The organism is Paraburkholderia sp. WC7.3g (genome assembly GCF_050436345.1).
Lineage (GTDB): Bacteria > Pseudomonadota > Gammaproteobacteria > Burkholderiales > Burkholderiaceae > Paraburkholderia > Paraburkholderia podalyriae.
On the sequence record NZ_JBNDMA010000002.1, the window covers coordinates 2,123,136 to 2,139,852 of the forward strand.

15 protein-coding genes are annotated in these 16,717 nt (G+C 60.0%); 12 read left to right on the forward strand and 3 right to left on the reverse strand.

Going from position 1 to position 16,717, the window contains the following annotated elements; translation table 11 throughout:
• Positions 1-104: 104 nt before the first annotated feature.
• The 12 genes from OKW43_RS21150 (at position 105) to OKW43_RS21205 (ending at position 13,559) form a co-directional block, all read left to right on the forward strand.
• Positions 105-1,073 (forward strand): carbohydrate ABC transporter permease, encoded by a 969-nt coding sequence (locus tag OKW43_RS21150; RefSeq protein ID WP_187632690.1) that lies wholly within the window; start codon positions 105-107, stop codon positions 1,071-1,073.
• Between the two features lie 54 nt (positions 1,074-1,127).
• Complete coding sequence (locus OKW43_RS21155; protein ID WP_376776311.1) at positions 1,128-1,985, forward strand: carbohydrate ABC transporter permease; 858 nt, start codon at positions 1,128-1,130, stop codon at positions 1,983-1,985.
• 4 nt (positions 1,986-1,989) lie between these two features.
• The gene (locus OKW43_RS21160; protein ID WP_429449616.1) at positions 1,990-3,096 is read left to right on the forward strand and encodes an ABC transporter ATP-binding protein; all 1,107 of its coding nucleotides are present in this window, start codon (positions 1,990-1,992) and stop codon (positions 3,094-3,096) included.
• Complete coding sequence (locus OKW43_RS21165; RefSeq protein ID WP_187632687.1) at positions 3,096-4,649, forward strand: FAD-dependent oxidoreductase; 1,554 nt, start codon at positions 3,096-3,098, stop codon at positions 4,647-4,649. Before OKW43_RS21160 ends, OKW43_RS21165 begins: the two co-directional genes overlap by 1 nt.
• Entirely contained in the window at positions 4,642-5,421 is a 780-nt protein-coding gene (locus OKW43_RS21170) for a 3-ketoacyl-ACP reductase (protein ID WP_187632686.1), read from the forward strand. The genes OKW43_RS21165 and OKW43_RS21170 overlap by 8 nt, the downstream gene beginning before the upstream one ends.
• Positions 5,422-5,432: 11 nt before the next feature.
• Positions 5,433-7,115, forward strand: a complete 1,683-nt coding sequence (locus OKW43_RS21175) for a GMC family oxidoreductase (protein ID WP_429449618.1) — start codon at positions 5,433-5,435, stop codon at positions 7,113-7,115.
• A gap of 9 nt (positions 7,116-7,124) precedes the next feature.
• Entirely contained in the window at positions 7,125-8,297 is a 1,173-nt protein-coding gene (locus tag OKW43_RS21180) for a dihydrodipicolinate synthase family protein (protein ID WP_429449620.1), read from the forward strand.
• A gap of 47 nt (positions 8,298-8,344) precedes the next feature.
• The gene (locus tag OKW43_RS21185) at positions 8,345-8,872 is read left to right on the forward strand and encodes a heme-degrading domain-containing protein (RefSeq protein ID WP_429449622.1); all 528 of its coding nucleotides are present in this window, start codon (positions 8,345-8,347) and stop codon (positions 8,870-8,872) included.
• 50 nt (positions 8,873-8,922) lie between these two features.
• Positions 8,923-10,254 (forward strand): MFS transporter, encoded by a 1,332-nt coding sequence (locus OKW43_RS21190; RefSeq protein ID WP_187632682.1) that lies wholly within the window; start codon positions 8,923-8,925, stop codon positions 10,252-10,254.
• A gap of 1,372 nt (positions 10,255-11,626) precedes the next feature.
• Positions 11,627-12,091 (forward strand): hypothetical protein, encoded by a 465-nt coding sequence (locus tag OKW43_RS21195; RefSeq protein WP_429444526.1) that lies wholly within the window; start codon positions 11,627-11,629, stop codon positions 12,089-12,091.
• 9 nt (positions 12,092-12,100) lie between these two features.
• Positions 12,101-12,793 (forward strand): protein mobD, encoded by a 693-nt coding sequence (locus OKW43_RS21200; protein WP_429444524.1) that lies wholly within the window; start codon positions 12,101-12,103, stop codon positions 12,791-12,793.
• The gene (locus OKW43_RS21205) at positions 12,786-13,559 is read left to right on the forward strand and encodes a hypothetical protein (protein WP_429444522.1); all 774 of its coding nucleotides are present in this window, start codon (positions 12,786-12,788) and stop codon (positions 13,557-13,559) included. The genes OKW43_RS21200 and OKW43_RS21205 overlap by 8 nt, the downstream gene beginning before the upstream one ends.
• Here the strand turns inward: OKW43_RS21205 and OKW43_RS21210 are convergent.
• The 3 genes from OKW43_RS21210 to OKW43_RS21220 form a co-directional block, all read right to left on the reverse strand.
• The gene (locus tag OKW43_RS21210) at positions 13,460-13,705 is read right to left on the reverse strand and encodes a hypothetical protein (RefSeq protein WP_429449624.1); all 246 of its coding nucleotides are present in this window, start codon (positions 13,703-13,705) and stop codon (positions 13,460-13,462) included. The genes OKW43_RS21205 and OKW43_RS21210 overlap by 100 nt on opposite strands.
• An 85-nt stretch (positions 13,706-13,790) precedes the next feature.
• On the reverse strand, positions 13,791-15,701 hold the full coding sequence (locus OKW43_RS21215; protein WP_429449626.1) for a chromosome partitioning protein ParB: 1,911 nt from the start codon (positions 15,699-15,701) through the stop codon (positions 13,791-13,793).
• The gene (locus OKW43_RS21220) at positions 15,638-16,504 is read right to left on the reverse strand and encodes a DUF932 domain-containing protein (protein WP_187632676.1); all 867 of its coding nucleotides are present in this window, start codon (positions 16,502-16,504) and stop codon (positions 15,638-15,640) included. The genes OKW43_RS21215 and OKW43_RS21220 overlap by 64 nt, the downstream gene beginning before the upstream one ends.
• Between the last annotated feature and the right edge of the window lie 213 nt (positions 16,505-16,717).

A 16,717-nucleotide genomic window follows, 5' to 3' on the forward strand; every position in this document is an offset into this window, starting at 1 on the left:
GCTGTCAACAACGCCAAGTAGGCCGTACACCGTCTTAGAACTCACGGGGGCGATCCAGCGTGCCCCTGCGAAGACCCGATGCTCCCGAAGTCGAGGTGGTTGCCATGCACACTACACACCGGACCGTCCATACCTCGTCACGAGGTACTACGGACGAATCCCAGCTTCACGACAAACGCCGGTCAAGCCTGAGAAACCGGTTCGAGCAGGTATTGCCAAAGCTCGTGTTGTCGCCCACGTTGATTACGACGCTGATCTTCGTCTACGGTTTTATCGTCTGGACCACGGTCCTGTCGTTCACGCGCTCACGCGCGTTTGCCAATCTGCACTGGGGCGGCCTGATGCAGTATGGACGTGTCTGGGCACATCCGCGCTGGCACGTTGCGGTCACCAACCTGGGAATCTATGCATCGCTGTATGTCGTCCTGTGCATGGGGATCGGGCTGGGCCTCGCCATTCTTCTCGACCAGCGCATCAGGGCGGAAGGCGGTCTGCGCGCGATCTTTCTTTATCCGATGGCGATCTCTTTCATCGTAACGGGCACAGCCTGGAAATGGATACTGAATCCCGGTCTCGGGCTGACGAAGCTTTTCCACGACTGGGGTTGGACCGGTTTCAGGTTCGACTGGATCATCGATGATCGAATGGCCATTTACACCGTGGTCATCGCCGCGGTGTGGCAGGCGTCCGGCTTCGTCATGGCGATGTTCCTCGCAGGCTTGCGGGGTATCGATCAGGATATGGTCAAGGCCGCGTCGATCGATGGGGCAAGAATGCCGGCTATCTATCGACGCATCATCATCCCGCAACTGCGGCCGGCTTTCGTTTCCGCGTTCGTCATCCTCGTTCACCTCGCAGTCAAGAGCTATGAACTGGTGGTGGCCTTGACAGGCGCAGGTCCCGGCTATTCGACGGAGTTGCCCTCGACGTTCATGTACTCATTCACCTTCACGCGAAACGAGTTGGGAATGGGAGCCGCGAGTGCGGTCATGATGCTGTGCACGGTCGCGGCGATCATGGTCCCGTATCTCTATTCAGAGCTTCGTCCGCGCAGCGGCAGCGGCTCGCATTAGTCCAGTCAGGAGATCGTCATGTTGAAAAAAGGCTGGGACTCGCCGCAAATGGTGATGGGTAAGCATAACTACGTATCAAGGATTGTGATCTATGGACTGCTGGCGCTTTTTGCGGTCGTCTATCTGATCCCGCTCGCGGTAATGATGCTGACGTCGTTCAAACCTCTTTCGGAGGTGTACAGCGGAAACATTCTCGCGTTGCCACGTGCGTGGACACTGGAGCCGTGGCTTAAAGCCTGGGGGGAAGCGTGCGTTGGCCTCGATTGTTCCGGCGTGAAGGGGTTTTTTTGGAACTCGACGCGGATGGTCATTTCCGCCGTTGCGATTTCTACCTTCCTTGGCGCGCTCAACGGTTACGTGCTGACCAAATGGAGATTCAAGGGCGACAACATCCTGTTTGGGCTCGTTCTGTTCGGATGCTTCATCCCCTTCCAGATCGTGCTCATTCCGATGGCTACCTTCCTCGGGAAAATCGGGCTGGCCCAGTCCATTACGGGTCTCGTGTTCGTGCACATTGTCTACGGTCTGTGCTTTACGACTTTGTACTTCCGTAACTTCTACGTCGCGTTTCCCGATGAACTGGTGAAGGCCGCGATGATCGATGGCGCGCGCTTCTTCAGGATCTTCCTGCGCATCCTGTTGCCGTGTTCCGGCGCCATCATCACTGTAACGGTGATCTGGCAGTTCACCAATATCTGGAACGACTTCCTCTTCGGTGCTTCATTTACGACGGGAAGCACGGCGCCTATTACGGTCGCACTGAACAACATCGTGAATACGTCGACGGGCGTGCGTGAGTACAACGTTCAGATGGCAGCCGCCGTGATTACCGCGCTGCCCACTCTTCTGGTCTATGTGATCGGCGGCCGCTATTTCGTGCGCGGCATGATGGCCGGTTCGGTAAAGGGGTAAGGAAATGGCTTCTCTGCATATTTCAAATGTCCGCAAGGCCTACGGCCCGACGGAAATCCTGAAGAACATCAACATCGATGTGACCGATGGCGATTTCCTTGTACTTGTCGGGCCGTCCGGTTGCGGAAAATCGACCCTGCTGTCGCTGATCGCGGGACTCGACACTATCTCCGGTGGGGAGATCCGGATCGACAACGACCGTGTGAACGACCTGCATCCCAGCGAGCGGGATATCGCGATGGTCTTTCAGAGCTACGCGCTTTATCCGAACATGACGGTCGGCCAGAACATCAGCTTCGGTCTCGAGATGCGCAAAGTGTCGAAAGTGGAGAGGGATAAGGCCGTCGCGGACGCTGCAAGACTGCTTCAGATCGAGCACCTGATCAAGCGCCGCCCGGGCCAACTCTCGGGCGGTCAACGGCAGCGTGTCGCCATGGGACGGGCGCTTGTGCGGGACCCGAAAATCTTCCTGTTCGACGAACCGCTATCCAACCTTGACGCAAAACTGCGCGTTGACATGCGCACCGAAATCAAGAAGCTGCATCAACGGCTCGGCGCGACCATCGTGTACGTGACTCACGATCAGATCGAAGCGATGACACTCGCGACCCGGATTGCGGTGATGAAGGGGGGCGTGATCCAGCAGTTCGGCACGCCAGCCGAGATCTACAGTACGCCGGCCAATACCTTTGTCGCGACGTTTATGGGCTCGCCGTCGATGAACCTCATTCCGGCAGTGCTCACAACCCGGAACGACACACTCGTTCTGACGATGGGCGAGGGCAGTGCAGCGGTCAGCCTTGATCTGCCGGACCAGCCCGCCGCGGTCGCGCGATACGCTGGCAAGAAGGTGATCGCCGGCCTTCGGCCAGAAGCGATCGGTGTGGAATCCTCGCGGGTCCCGGATGCGGTGCGCGAGGTAGCGGTGAAGGTGCTGGTCATGGAGCCCACGGGACCGGACACGCTGGCGGCGCTTGAAATGGGAGGGGTCGAAGTCGCGGCCCGATTGGGCGCCGACATTCCGCATAGCCCGGGCGAGCACTGCAACCTGCGGGTCGATCTGTCGAAGCTGGTCCTCTTCGATGCGCAAACGGAAGAAAGGATAGCGTGATGCATGCCGATGTCGTCATCATTGGTTCGGGCGTCGGCGGCAGCGCGATTGCCCTGCAGCTGGCCGGTACGGGTGCTAGTGTCATTGTGATCGAGCGGGGCGACAATCTTCCCCGCGAACTGCAGAACTGGGACGCGGAAGCCGTATTCGGCCAGCTCCGGTATCGCACGCGCGACACTTGGCTCAACGGCGCTGGCGAGCGCTATCGTCCCGGCCAGTATTACTTTGTCGGCGGACATACGAAGTTCTTCGGCGCCGCCATGTTCCGGCTGCGTGAAGCCGACTTCGAAGAGCTCGCGCACGAGGAGGGTGTGTCGCCAGCGTGGCCCGTCGCGTACCGGGACCTCGAAAAATACTATGACCTGGCCGAGGAGCTCTTCGGCGTAAGAGGGTCCGCAGGTCAGGATCCTACCGAGCCTCCGAGATCCGCCAATTATCGTCACGGACCGATACCTGACGAACCCGTGATTGGCCAGCTCCGGGAGAAGCTTCGGCAGCAGGGCCTGCATCCGTTCTTCATGCCGGCTTCGGTCAATTTTGGCGACGGCGGTACCTGCGTGCGCTGCGGCACATGTGACGCCTTTCCTTGTCGCATTGACGCAAAAGGAGACGCCGAGATGTGCCTGTTGCGCCCCGCGCTGAAACAAGGAGGCGTGTCGCTGCTGACGGGCGCACGCGCGACACGACTTGTGACCGACCCGACAGGGCGAAGAATTTCGAGCCTCGAAGTTCAGACGCGGGACGGTTCGCTTACGGTCACTGGCGACACGTTTGTGCTGTCGGCAGGCGCGATCAATAGTGCTGTTCTGTTACTCGCCTCGGCTAACGACAAATTTCCGAACGGGCTTGCGAACACGTCCGGAGCGGTCGGGCGGTACTACATGAACCATAACTGCACCGCGATTCTGGCAATCGACCCGAGGACGGTCAACGACACCCGTTTTCCGAAGACGCTTTCAGTCAACGACTTCTACTTTGGCGGCGTGCATGACCGGTGGCCGCTGGGCAATCTGCAAATGCTGGGAAAGATCCGCGAACCGATGCTTCGTGGCGCGCTTCCGTACGTGCCGAGGAAGCTTCTGGAATACGTCAGCCGTCACAGTGTCGATCTTTACGCGATGTCGGAAGACTTGCCGAGCGCAGATAGTCGCGTAGAGCTAACGTCGTCCGGTGACATCCGGCTTACGTGGAATCGCACCAACCTAAAACCGCATGAACGTTTTGTTCGAAAAGTGAAGCGTCTGCTCAAGGACGCGGGCTATCCGCTGGTGGTCAGCAGACGCTTTGGCGAGGACACGCCGTCCCATCAATGTGGGACGGTCCGGTTCGGCAATGACGCTGGCGCCGCGCCGCTCGATCCGTTCTGCAAGGCGTATGACCACCAGAACCTGTACGTCGTTGATGCGAGCTTTTTCCCATCGTCTGCTGCGGTCAATCCAGCACTGACAGTGGCAGCGCAGGCTCTACGGGTCGGCGAACACCTTCGTTCGGAGCTGACGCGCAGCCGCACGGCTAGCGGAGACCACGCTTTTGACGGAGGCCGACATGCTTGATGACGCAATGCAACCTCTCGCAGCGCTCGTCACGGGCGGCCGCCGCGGAATCGGGCGCGCGATCGCTGTGGAACTCGCGTCGCGCGGCTACGACGTGGCCATTACCGACGTCGTCGATGACGAAGATACCGCTCTGACGCTAAGGGCGATTGAGGACCAGGGACGGCGGTCTCTCTTTGTCCAGGCGAATTTGCAGGACGTAGCGTCACACACGCGAGTGCTCGAACGGGTGCTGGCGTGGTGCGGCGATCTGGATTGCCTGGTGAACAACGCGGGAATCGGCTCGCCCGCGCGTGGTGATCTGCTGGATGTGACTCCCGAGGCGTTCGACACCGTGCTTGGAGTGAATCTGCGCGGAACCTTCTTCATGACTCAGGCGGTTGCTCGCCATATGTTGAGCGCAGAGCCAGATCGCCCGCGCGCGATTATCACGGTCTCGTCGGTATCAGCCACGATGGCGTCACCTGAGAGGGCCGAGTATTGCCTCTCGAAGTCCGCTTTGCCGATGATGACAAAACTGTTCGCACTACGGCTTGCTCATGCAGGCATCCCGGTTTTTGAGGTGCGGCCGGGGATTATCCGGACGCCGATGACCGAAGCGGTTGCGCAGAAGTATGAAGCGCGTTTCAAGGAAGGGCTCGTTCCCATGAACCGTTGGGGCGAGGCCGACGATGTCGCGAAGGCGGTCGGCCAGCTTGCGGGCGGTGCGTTGCAGTTTGCCACAGGCAGCGTGCTCCAGGTTGATGGTGGCCTCTCCATTTCTGCCTTTTGAAGGTGAGCAGCATGAAGACCGATAGCTACGACTACATCATTACGGGCGGAGGGTCGGCCGGTTGCGTACTGGCGAATCGCCTGAGCGCCGATCCTTCCGTGACGGTTTTGCTGCTTGAGGCTGGCGGCGGCGACCGGAACCCGCTTTTCCACATGCCCGCTGGTTTCGCGAAGATGACCAAAGGCATCGGTTCATGGGGCTGGCATACCGTGCCCCAAAAGCATCTGAAGGACCGTGTCTTGCGCTTCACACAAGCGAAGGTCATCGGTGGCGGCTCGTCGATCAACGCGCAGATCTATACGCGCGGCGTGCCGGCGGACTACGACGAATGGGAGAGCATGAGTGGCGCAACGGGCTGGAGTTACCGCGATGTACTGCCTTATTTCAAACGATCGGAGAACAATCAGCGCTTCGCAAATGAATACCATGCGTACGGTGGTCCGCTAGGCGTGTCAAACCCGATCAGTCCTCTGCCGATCTGCGAAGCGTTCTTCCAGGCGGGTCAGGAGATGGGCATGCCTTTCAACGCCGACTTCAACGGCGCTCAACAGGAGGGGCTCGGCTACTATCAGCTGACGCAGTTCAACGCGCGGCGCGCATCGGCATCCGTCGGGTTCCTTGACCCGATCCTCGGACGGCCTAACCTCTCGGTCAGGTTACAGGCACAGGCGCTACGCGTGATCGTCGAAGGAGGACGCGCAGTCGGCGTAGAACTGGTCAGTGGAACCGACCGCTCGCCAGTTGTCGTGCGAGCGAGGCGCGAAGTGATCGTGTCTTCCGGGGCCATTGGATCCCCTAAGCTGCTAATGCAATCAGGCATCGGCCCGGCTGATCATTTGAGGTCAACGGGTGTACCCGTCGTGCATGACATGCCGGGCATCGGCTCAAATCTGCAGGACCATCTCGACCTGTTTGTCATCGCTGAATGTACTGGCGATCATACGTACGACAAGTACAACAAACTCCAGCATGCAGCGTGGGCAGGCCTGCAGTACCTGCTCCTGAAGAAGGGCCCGGTTGCTTCGAGCCTGTTCGAGACGGGCGGCTTCTGGTATGCGGACGGAATCGCTGCGACACACGCCCGGTCGCCCGACATCCAGTTCCATCTCGGCCTGGGTTCAGGAATCGAAGCGGGCATGGCGAAACTTCGCCATGGCGGCGTCACCTTGAATACCGCATATCTTCGGCCCAAATCGCGCGGCAGCGTACGTCTGGCAAGTGCCGATCCTGCGACAGCGCCGCTGATCGACCCGAACTACTGGTCGGAGCCGGAAGACCGCCATGCAGCGCTCAAGGGCCTGCGCCTTGCGCGCGAGTTAATGAATCAGCCCGCGTTGAAGCGTTTTGTGCAGACGGAAGTCCTGCCCGGTCCGCGTGTCAACACGGACGACGAGTTGTTTGATTATGCGTGTGCCAATGCCAAGACCGACCACCATCCGGTCGGTACGTGCAGGATGGGGCGCCCTGAGGACGAACATAGCGTAGTCACACCTGACCTGCGAGTGATTGGCATTGACGGACTTCGCGTTGTCGATGCCTCCGTGATGCCGCTCATTCCGTCTTGTAACACCAATGCACCGACCATCATGGTCGCGGAGAAGGCAGCCGATCATATCCTCGGCCGCATCCCGGCGCCAAACGCTGTGCGTGCCAAACGAGGTGCGAACGAGATCCCGACATCGACCGCCTTCTGAGAGATAGCCATGAAAATCCTTCTGCCAACCCGTAATGGCGAATTGAATCCGTATACGTTGAAGACCTTGGAGGAGAACATCACGCTGGAGTCGAAATGTGAGTTCAATCGCGTGGCATACGCTGCAGCGCATGTCGTGGTTGATCCCGCGCTGGGCTATGAGCCGTGGTCGGACGCGCCGGCGATCGATTGGGACAGGACGCTCGCGTTTCGGACCTATCTGTACGGCCTCGGTTTCAAGGTTGCCGAAGCCATGGACACCGCGCAAAGAGGCATGGGTCTGGGCTGGAAGACGGCATCCGAACTCATTCGCCGAAGCATCGCGCACGCGAGAACTATCCCAGGAGCGGATCTAGCCTGCGGTGCTGGCACCGATCATCTCGACGACCGGCAGCGGCATAGCCTGTCGGATGTGGTCCAGGCGTACAAGGAGCAATTCGAAGTCGTGGAAGCGTCCGGTGGCCGGGCCATCATGATGGCGAGTCGTGCATTGTGCGCCGCAGCCCGATCGCCTGATGACTACAAGAAGGTGTATGACGCTGTACTTGCCGAGAGTCGCAACAAGGTCGTGCTTCACTGGCTGGGCGAAGCATTCGACGCTTCGCTCGCAGGATACTGGGGCAGTGGTGACGTTCGCGCCGCAATGGCAACTGTACTCGACATCATCCGCCTGCATTCTGGCAAGATCGAAGGCATCAAGATTTCGTTGCTGAACGCCGAATACGAGTGCGAGCTTCGCGCCCAGTTGCCGGACGGCGTGCGGATGTATACCGGTGACGATTTCAACTACGGCGATCTGATCGCAGGTGACAGCACGGGCATATCGCACGCGTTACTGGGCATATTTGATCCGATTGCACCAGTCGCGGCGAAAGCGCTGGGCCAGTTGGCCAGAAACGATATCGCGGCCTACCACAACACGATGCGACCCACGGTGGCGCTGTCGCGTGAGCTCTTCAGTTCGCCGACACAGTACTACAAGGCGGGGGTTGTCTTCCTCGCGTGGCTGAACGGACATCAGGACCATTTCTCGATGGCCGGCGGCATGGAGTCGGCGCGGTCGGTGCTGCATTTCGCCGAAGTGTTCCGGAAAGCGGACGCCTCTGGCGTGTTGATCAGGCCCGAACTCGCCACGCAGCGAATGAAAGCCTTCTTGCAGGTGCGGGCAGGAATCATCCAATGAACTGGATCGCAATGGCTGCGGACCGGATTGCGCGGTGAGAGGGTGAGATGCCGAGTAGAGCCTTGTGTTTGAAAGATGAGACATTCGATCAACAGGCGATGCGAACGATGTTGCCTGCTTTCAACGCGGAAGTCGCGCGCAAGCTTGGAGAGATCGTTGTGAATATCGCCTCCCGTCGCAGCCTTCCTGTCGCCGTGAGTGTGGTTCATCCGCGCAGTGCGCTCTTCTATTGCGCGCTGGAAGGAAGCTGTGCAGACAACGGCCAATGGATTCGCCGCAAGGAGAATACTGTCTTCCACTTCGGAAGGAGTTCTCTTGAGGTGGGCCTGATGTTCGCGCACGAGGGGTGGTCGCTGCCATCGCATGGGTTGTCCGGGCAGGATTACACGCTATTCGGCGGGGGCGTACCTCTTCGCGTGGCCAATGTGGGTGTCGTCGGCGCCATGTCAGTGTCCGGACTGGATCACGTTAAGGATCATGAACTGGTCATCGAAGCTTTGTGCTGGCACCTCGGAATTCCGCATATAGATTGCGTGCTGTCATATCCACGCCCCGCCCCGCATGCAATCGAGTGAGCCAACGCAGGCTTGACTGTTGAGAGAAAAACTGTAAAGGAGACGCCCTTATGAAAACTGACACGATGGGCTTGGTGGCTGCCGGCCCGCATGCCGCGCAGACAAGCGGTATGGCGGATCTTCGCCGTGTGATCGCGGCGAGCACAGCCGGTAGTGCAATGGAATGGTACGACTTCAGCATTTACGGTACGGCATCCGCATTGATTTTTGCTGACCTGTTTTTCCCTGGGCTAAGCAAGGCGGCCGGGCTCCTTGCCATCTTTGGCGCGTATGCGGCGGGCTTCTTCGCACGTCCCTTTGGAGGATTATTCTTCGGATGGCTGGGCGACAAACTGGGACGGAAAGTCGTACTTGTTGCTACGGTTCTGCTGATGGGCGGATCAACGTTTTTTATCGGGTTGTTGCCGACGTATGCAACAGCGGGCGTATGGTCAACCGTGCTGCTTGTGGCACTACGGCTGCTTCAGGGGTTTGGCGCGGGAGCGGAGCAGGCGGGCGCTTCACTAATCGTGTCGGAGTTTGCGCCGCCAGCCCGGCGCGGCTTCTACGCAGCCCTGCCATTCGCCGGCTGCATTCTTGGAATATTGCTTGCTGGCGCGATGTTCACACTCGTACAGCGCTTGCCGAAGGATGAGTTCATGTTGTACGGCTGGCGGATTCCCTTCCTGTTTAGTGCTCTGGTGGTGTTCGCCGGCATCATTATCCGGATGCGGGTGAAAGAGAGTCCCGTGTTCCAGGAAATCCGCCGATCTGGCCAGGTAAGCGAACGTCCGGTGAGGGACTTGCTTTCCGAGTCGCCTCGAACGCTGCTCGTCGCATTCGGGCTACGCGTTGGGGAGAATGGTTCATCCTATCTGTACCAGGTGTTCGCCCTCAGTTATCTCACGAAGATACTGCTTGTTGACAAGTCGATTGGAACGCTCGGGATTACGGTTGCAGCAGGCTTGGCGATTGTGACGATTCCGCTGATGGGCTGGTTGTCGGATCGGTTTGGACGTCGCTTGATGTACCGGCTTGCGGCGCTGTTCACCTGTGCCTGGGCCTTTCCCGCCTTCTGGCTGTTCGAGACAAAGGATCCGTTGTTGATCATCGTAAGTATGGCTCTGGCGATAGGCGTTGGCGTTTTCGGGATGTACGGTATCCAGGGAGCGTACTTTCCGGAGTTGTTCAGCGCGCGTTTCCGCTATACAGGTGTTGCCGTGAGCAAGGAGTTCGCTGCCGTCGCGTCGGGTGGCGTGGCACCCTTCATTGCCGCTGCATTGATTGGCTGGTCACACGGTGCCTATTGGCCGATAGCGCTGTATGTCATGGTTCTGGCGGGCATCACGTTCGTTGCGACATTTTTTGCACCGGAAACGCGCGGGGTCGATCTGAACAGCTAGTGTTCTGCTGTTGTGCTGCAGGTCGACACACGTCGGGAGTTGCAAGGAGAACGTTAAGGACGTCCGCTCAGGACTCGGCGCCTCCGCTCACAGTTCTGTCTCGCATATGAAGCGCCAGAGCGCGACCGTCTTTCTCGCTGGCGATGAACGTTTTATATCCTGGAACCGGCGGTAGTGTCGCCCAGTCGCCGCCAGCGTTCGAACAGTTGTCTCGCTTGGTAGCGTCACTGACGCGCCGGCGGGAGCCGGTACGGCGTCTGCGCGTGATCAGGACAAAGCGCTTGCAACATCTGGTACGCGAATCTACCTAAAGCCATCCGCAATTTGCAAAAACGAGCTTTGTGATCGTTCGGACGCAATTCGGTGGGCTCACATGGGAACTTTACGTGCGAGCACTGCGTTGGATCCGGAAGTTGGTTGCTTGGTCGCCGCCTGTGTGATTTTACATAAAAGAAATTAAGCAAAATTTTTTGACTTGTAGCGGCTATATCCTATTGTCGTGTTTTGTGTGGGCTCAGTGTTGGGCATTCAGTTCAGTGCGTCGGCGACGCATGCAACTGCGACGAGCACTATGACGACCCGGAAGCGGCGCGGATGAAACTCTGGAATTCGAGCGTTGGCCCCCTGGCGCCCAAAACCGGCGCAAGCCTATCCTGCCATCCCTCGTTTCAATGTCCGTTTTTATCTCCCGGCTAAGCGCTTTCAGCGAGGTTGGCCGGGAATTTCCGTAAGGTGGCCAGATGCGTCCGCGGGATGCACCCCCTGAATTCGCTGTTCTTCCTTTGCTCGACCGCACACCGTATCTCATGGTGCGGGATGTCGATTGAACGAGTCTGCATACTGGGCAGGCGGATTTCGGCGTAGTGATCCGGTCCACTGCCGCTACCCGAATGTCAGATGTCTGCGAGGGCCGCGGCTGGAGTCGGTGATCGCACGCGCTGAATCGGCAACGTCGATTCAGCTTCGGGCGGCTGTTGATCTCCTAAAATCTCGCCGGTCTTTCCCAAAGATATGCAGGCAGGGCTATCGGGAGTTCGTAGAGTAAGGGATATAGTCTGCGAGACTATCGTGTCTCTATCGGCTCGCAGTTCCATTGTGTGAATCCTGATGGCCAGAACGATTCAGCCCGTTGCCTGTGATCGTTCTGCGCCTGCGCCGTCGTGAAGTTTGCCCGGAATCCCTTCGCTATGTCTTTCCGGACATCGGCCCGGTCCGTTGCTCGTGCCAGACGTGTCCAAAATATTTCTTTTATTCCAACGCGATCCATCTGATTCCATGATGTTCCGATAGCAAAAATCCGGCCAAAAACAGGTGTTGACGAGGTCTTCCCGAGTGAACAAGATGGGATAAAGAGAGCACGACGGAGCGAGCCATGCCAGTTGCGAAAAGCTATACCCGGGCGCAATGGGATGAGCTTGTCCGCGCTCTGGAATCACTGCCGGTCAAGCCAGAGGCCGAGCAGCGCGTCTCTATTACCGATGCGATGAAAGAGATGCGTCTGGTAATCGGTGCGGTGAGGAAGAAGGGATATACGCTGGAAGAAATCGTTGAACATGCACGGAAGAAGGGCGTTGATTTTAGCGTTGGCTCTGTCAAGTACGCGTTATACCCATCGAAGAAAGACAAACCAGCTCGACAGTCTGCAAAGGAATCGGCACGAGACAATGCCGCGCCATCGCCTCGTACGAAGAAGGTAAGCAAGGACGATGTACCGCGCGCGGAGGCTGTCAGAGAAAATCCAAAGCAGCATGCGGGAGAGATTGTCAGTAGGCCGGGAAGCATGGTGATGCGTGACGCGTTCTCATTCGAGATCAGGCCTGACACCGAGAACCTTTAGAGGATTCAAATGGACATGACGACTTACCCCATCTATCTCGTTGGTGGCAGCAAGGGCGGCGTAGGCAAGAGTTTTGTTGCGCTCGCGCTGGCCGATTATCTGCTACGGCGGGATATTCATGCGGCGCTTGTGGAAACGGATACCTCCAACCCAGACGTGATGAAAGCAGTCCAGGATGATATGCGCTGCATTGCCTATAACCTGGACGATGCAGACGGCTGGATCGGCCTTGTCAATTTCTGCGACGAGCAACGAGACGCAGCGATCGTTGTCAACACGGCGGCGCGGAGCCAGACGGGTGTTGAGCAGTTCGGGGCGACACTGGCCGGCGCGCTTGGCGAGCTTCGGCGCCGGCTTGTTGTCCTGTGGGTGATCAACCGGCAACGCGACAGCCTTGAATTGTTGAGCGCTTTCAACGAGACGTTCCCGGACGCGGTGATGAACGTCGTACGCAATGGCTCCTTCGGTCCGGCGGACAAGTTCACGCTGTATCAGGGGTCGCAGCTTCGCCGTTCCATCGAATCGCGCGGTCACTCACTGGATTTTCCTGATCTTGCGGATCGGGTCGCGGACGAGCTTCGCAGTCAGCGCATGTCGATTCGCAAGGCAGCGGAGACGATGCATATCGGTGAACGGGTCGAGCTATTGCGTTGGCGTTCGTTGTGCGATGCCATGTTCGCCAAGGTAACGGTCGATGGATAGCAGGCAGGGCAGGCCGGTGGACGAGCTCGCCTGTCTGTTTCTCGACGTCGCGGGCGAATTGCCCGACGATGCCAGTGTGCTGCGAATGCGTCGGGTATCGAGTGCGCTCAACCTCCGCGACAACGATGCGCTGTGGTCTGTGCTGGTCATGCTCGAGCACTACGGGCGACTCTACGAGGCCATGCCGGAGCGCATCCGGCAGGCAGGCGCGGGCAGTCTGGATGTCGTGCGGACGGAGGCGCGGGCAGCGACGGATGCGTTGATGACGCAGCATCGTGACGCGCTCGCGCGCTGCAAGGCCACGATTGAACTGGCCGGGCAGATGATCGATGAACATGAGGCGCGCTACCGGGCCGCGCTTGCGGCGCTGAACGATGAGGCGCTGGCTACACTCACGCAGCGGGCGGCGAATCACATTGCCCGCGTTGCCGGTAACCGGCTCGTGGGGGCGACGGCTGTCGCCGTACGTGACCAACAGAAACGGATCGATACGACGCTCACGTCATTCGAGCGCGTCGCCCTACGGCGGCTCGTGCGGGCGTGCTATGGGCTGGTCGTCGGCGGACTGATTGTGATGCTGCTGGCCGCGGGCGCAGGCGGGCTGGCCGGATGGTGGGCTGGCGTCCATTGGATACGGGCAGACGGCTCGCCGTCTGCCAGCATGGGTTATACCTCGTCGGTGTCACCCTCCATGAATTCAGCGGCGTGGCGGAGCACGTCTGCAGCCGCGTCGTTTTGTTCGAAGGCGATCATCGGTGCCCGGTAGCCTTCATCTTCGGCGCGGGCGAGGGCCATCTCGTAGTGCTTGCCTTCGTTGTATTGCAGATCGGTGGCTTCAACGAAAGTCAGGGAGAGGTCGGGCGAGCCTTCGGCATTGATGGTGAGCACGGCCATGCGGATGCGGTTGGTCATGATGTGTTCCACCGGTTCAAGTCTGGCAGGCGGCGCATTCGGGCTTGCCGCCTGCCTCGTCCCGTTGCCGGGGCGAAAGGTGAAATCACGCTACGAGGGGGCCGGATTGCGCGCTGTTCATGCTGTCCGAAGTCGGGTACGGCCACGACGTCAGCGGGCTACTGGCGACAGGGGCGGCTTCTGCGCCGGCGGGCGTATCGTTGACGTGTTCCGTGCCGTTACCGGCATCCGGCTCAGCATCGACGTCTTCGTCTTCCGGTGTGTCGTCCGCGCCGTTGCCGGTATCGCCCGCATCGGCGCCGTCTTCATCCTCGTCACGGTTTTCCCGTGACGGCGTGGCCGGGGCTTCGCGATCGGTGAGTATTTCCGGGAGCCATGCCACCTTTGCGAGCCGAAGCTCGGCGGCGGCTGCCGCGTCGGTCTTCTTCATCTTGTTGAGGTCGGTGGCGGCTTTCGGTGACACGGCAGCGGAGACAACGTCCGCGATGCGTGCCTTGCTGACGTGATCGAAATACGTCGCACGCGTCGGCGTCCAGTACCGGGTCATGTCGAGGTTCAGCGCACCCGCAAGCGTGTTGATCGCATGCGGTTTTTCCTCGCCCGCGATGCCGTCGAGCAGGGTGCCGGTGCAGAATGCAAGCAGGTCGAGCAGCGTCGTGACGGGGTCCTGTTCGATCAGCCACGGCAGCAGGTCCGCTCGTCTGGCAGGCAGTTCATCGATCCAGCGCGTCCGCTGCGTCTCGATGGCGTTCCACGCGGGGCTGGCGGGCAGGTCGTCGGCCGCGCGCAGCAGACTGTCGTGGTTGTTCTCGCCGGACAGTGTGAGATAGCTGGGCGCAGACGTGTGCCCGAAGTGCTCGGGCAGTGCCTTCGGGGTCAGGTAGTGCAGCAGGGCGACGAGCGCCATGGCGGGCTGGGCGACCAGTTCCGCGTGGACGGCAGCGGTACGGTGCGCCGTCAGCCGCTGGCAGAGCTTCGCGCTGTGGACGGGTTTGATCTTCGGAGCCTTGGTGGACGGCGCGTCCGGGCCTTCGGCTGCGGCGATGCCGGTGACGGTTGCCCCTGCCGCGTCCAGTGCCGCGCTGTTCTCGCGCCGCACGAGGCCGCGCTCGATGACGAACTCACCCTGCGGCCCGACAAACACGAATGCGCCCGTCTCGGCCATCTGATGCGTGTCCCATGCGAGCGCTCGGTTTTCGAGTGCGATGAGCATCGCATTGACCCGCTCAATTTCGTCGTTGAGCCGGTCGGCTTCCTCATAGGCGCTTTCGTCGTCCTCCGCCAGTGCTTCGATTTTTTCGGCGAGTTCGTCCTGCTGCGCGGTGAGGGCGTCCATTTCGCGCTGCTCGTCCTCGGTGTACGGGCGCTGCACCGGGCGCAACCTGCCGTGGCGGTTCAGTTCGACAAAATCGCGTTCGATGAGCGTTTCCGTCCAGCCCCATCCCTCGGCGCGCACTTCGGCGGCAGCAGCGTCGAGCTTCTGCACCAGTTCGGCGTCGGCGATGTAGCCCGAGTTTTCGTCGTCGCTGAACGGATCGCGGCGAATGTAGCCGCCCGCTGCTTCATAGGCGGCGAGGCCGACGAATCGGACGAGGCGGCTGCGGCTCGCATCGATTTCGGCGCGCGTGATCGCCTGTCGCAGGTAGTTCGGCTGGCGCTGCCACTCGTTCGCGTCGGACCAGATGTGTTCCTGCGTTTCGTGGTCGTCTGCGAGGGCGAGTGCGGCAAGCTGTTCGAGCGTGATCGCGTCCTCGCGCAGCTTGGCGAGCAGCTTGGGCGATACGTTGGCGAGCTTCATGCGCCGCTTGACCGTGAGCGGCGAGGCGGAGAAAAGCGCCGCGATGTAATCGACGCTATGCCCTTCCTCGGCCAGCATCCGGTATGCGCGCAGCACGTCGAACGGGTCGAGTGCTTCGCGTTCGCTGTTCTCGATCAGCGAAATGGCGAGGGCTTCGCCTTCGCTGACGATTCGCACCGGCACCGGATAATCGGCCACGATATGCTTCTGTTCGAACAGCAGGTCGAGCGCGGCTTCCCGGCGCTGGCCCGCGCAGACGCCATGGCGCGCCCGCTGCGAGAGCGCCCGTGCAGGCCGCCTTTGGTGAGGTTTTCCTGCACCCGGTTAAAGACCGTCCAGAGATCGTCGTGGCGATCTTCGAAACGGCGCGGCACCAGTAGCTGACTTTCGATGACCGGGGCGGCTGCCTCGGCGTCGGTCGGGTCGTAGCGCAGGGCGAGGGCGGAGCGGGCGAACGCATGCTGTTCGTCGAGGTTCAGTTCGACGGCTCGCATACCTTCCTTCTGCTCGCGGATCAGGTCGAAGCCGTCGAGCACATCGAACGCGCCGTTAATCACGTTCTGTACGACGTTGCCTTTGTGCGGTACGCGAATATCGGCGATGTTCTCGCCCGCGACCATGCCGTTCTGACAGACAAAGCGGAACGTGCCTGCGAGCATCTGGTAGCTGCTGGTGCCGTCATGAGAATTCAGCAGCACGATCTCATCGGCTTCCTCGCCAGTGATCTGATCAGCATGGCGAAGCCGCAGCATGTGCTTCGTGAATTCGGGCTTGCCCTGATCGCGCACGCGGGTCTGGCAGATCATGAACGGTTGGAAGCCTTCGTTCCGAAGACCGCGCAGGACGTCGATGGTCGGAATATAGGTATAACGTTCCGAACGGCTTTCGTGCTTGCCATCAGCGAAGATGGACGGGGCGACGCGCCGGATCTGATCGTCTGAAAGCGGCGAGTCAGCGCGCAGCATCGGGGAGCCGTAATGGAAAGAGGAAGCGAGTTGCATGGCAGTCTCCACAAGTCAAGGTTGAGGACCTGAACCTGGCGATGGAATGTGGTTTGCCGTTGCGGCTGGACACGTTCCGGTGGAACTCGGGGTTGGCTTTGCTGCCGCCTGGCTCCCTGGTTCCCGCCCGTGCGACTCGAGGAGCCGATAGCGGGCAGGCGTCAAGGAAAAAGGCGAGGGAGGGGTGCGGGCAACACGGTCCCTCGCCCCTTG

Excerpts from the sequence above, each read along its gene's own strand:
- OKW43_RS21175 (WP_429449618.1), top strand. The coding sequence starts at position 5,433 with ATGAAGACCGATAGCTACGACTACATCATTACGGGCGGAGGGTCGGCC.
- OKW43_RS21200 (WP_429444524.1), top strand. The coding sequence starts at position 12,101 with ATGGACATGACGACTTACCCCATCTATCTCGTTGGTGGCAGCAAGGGC.
- OKW43_RS21160 (WP_429449616.1), top strand. The coding sequence starts at position 1,990 with ATGGCTTCTCTGCATATTTCAAATGTCCGCAAGGCCTACGGCCCGACG.
- OKW43_RS21165 (WP_187632687.1), top strand. The coding sequence starts at position 3,096 with ATGCATGCCGATGTCGTCATCATTGGTTCGGGCGTCGGCGGCAGCGCG.
- OKW43_RS21195 (WP_429444526.1), top strand. The coding sequence starts at position 11,627 with ATGCCAGTTGCGAAAAGCTATACCCGGGCGCAATGGGATGAGCTTGTC.
- OKW43_RS21220 (WP_187632676.1), bottom strand. The coding sequence starts at position 16,504 with ATGCAACTCGCTTCCTCTTTCCATTACGGCTCCCCGATGCTGCGCGCT.
- OKW43_RS21190 (WP_187632682.1), top strand. The coding sequence starts at position 8,923 with ATGAAAACTGACACGATGGGCTTGGTGGCTGCCGGCCCGCATGCCGCG.
- OKW43_RS21155 (WP_376776311.1), top strand. The coding sequence starts at position 1,128 with ATGGGTAAGCATAACTACGTATCAAGGATTGTGATCTATGGACTGCTG.
- OKW43_RS21150 (WP_187632690.1), top strand. The coding sequence starts at position 105 with ATGCACACTACACACCGGACCGTCCATACCTCGTCACGAGGTACTACG.
- OKW43_RS21205 (WP_429444522.1), top strand. The coding sequence starts at position 12,786 with ATGGATAGCAGGCAGGGCAGGCCGGTGGACGAGCTCGCCTGTCTGTTT.
- OKW43_RS21170 (WP_187632686.1), top strand. The coding sequence starts at position 4,642 with ATGCTTGATGACGCAATGCAACCTCTCGCAGCGCTCGTCACGGGCGGC.
- OKW43_RS21180 (WP_429449620.1), top strand. The coding sequence starts at position 7,125 with ATGAAAATCCTTCTGCCAACCCGTAATGGCGAATTGAATCCGTATACG.
- OKW43_RS21185 (WP_429449622.1), top strand. The coding sequence starts at position 8,345 with ATGCCGAGTAGAGCCTTGTGTTTGAAAGATGAGACATTCGATCAACAG.
- OKW43_RS21210 (WP_429449624.1), bottom strand. The coding sequence starts at position 13,705 with ATGACCAACCGCATCCGCATGGCCGTGCTCACCATCAATGCCGAAGGC.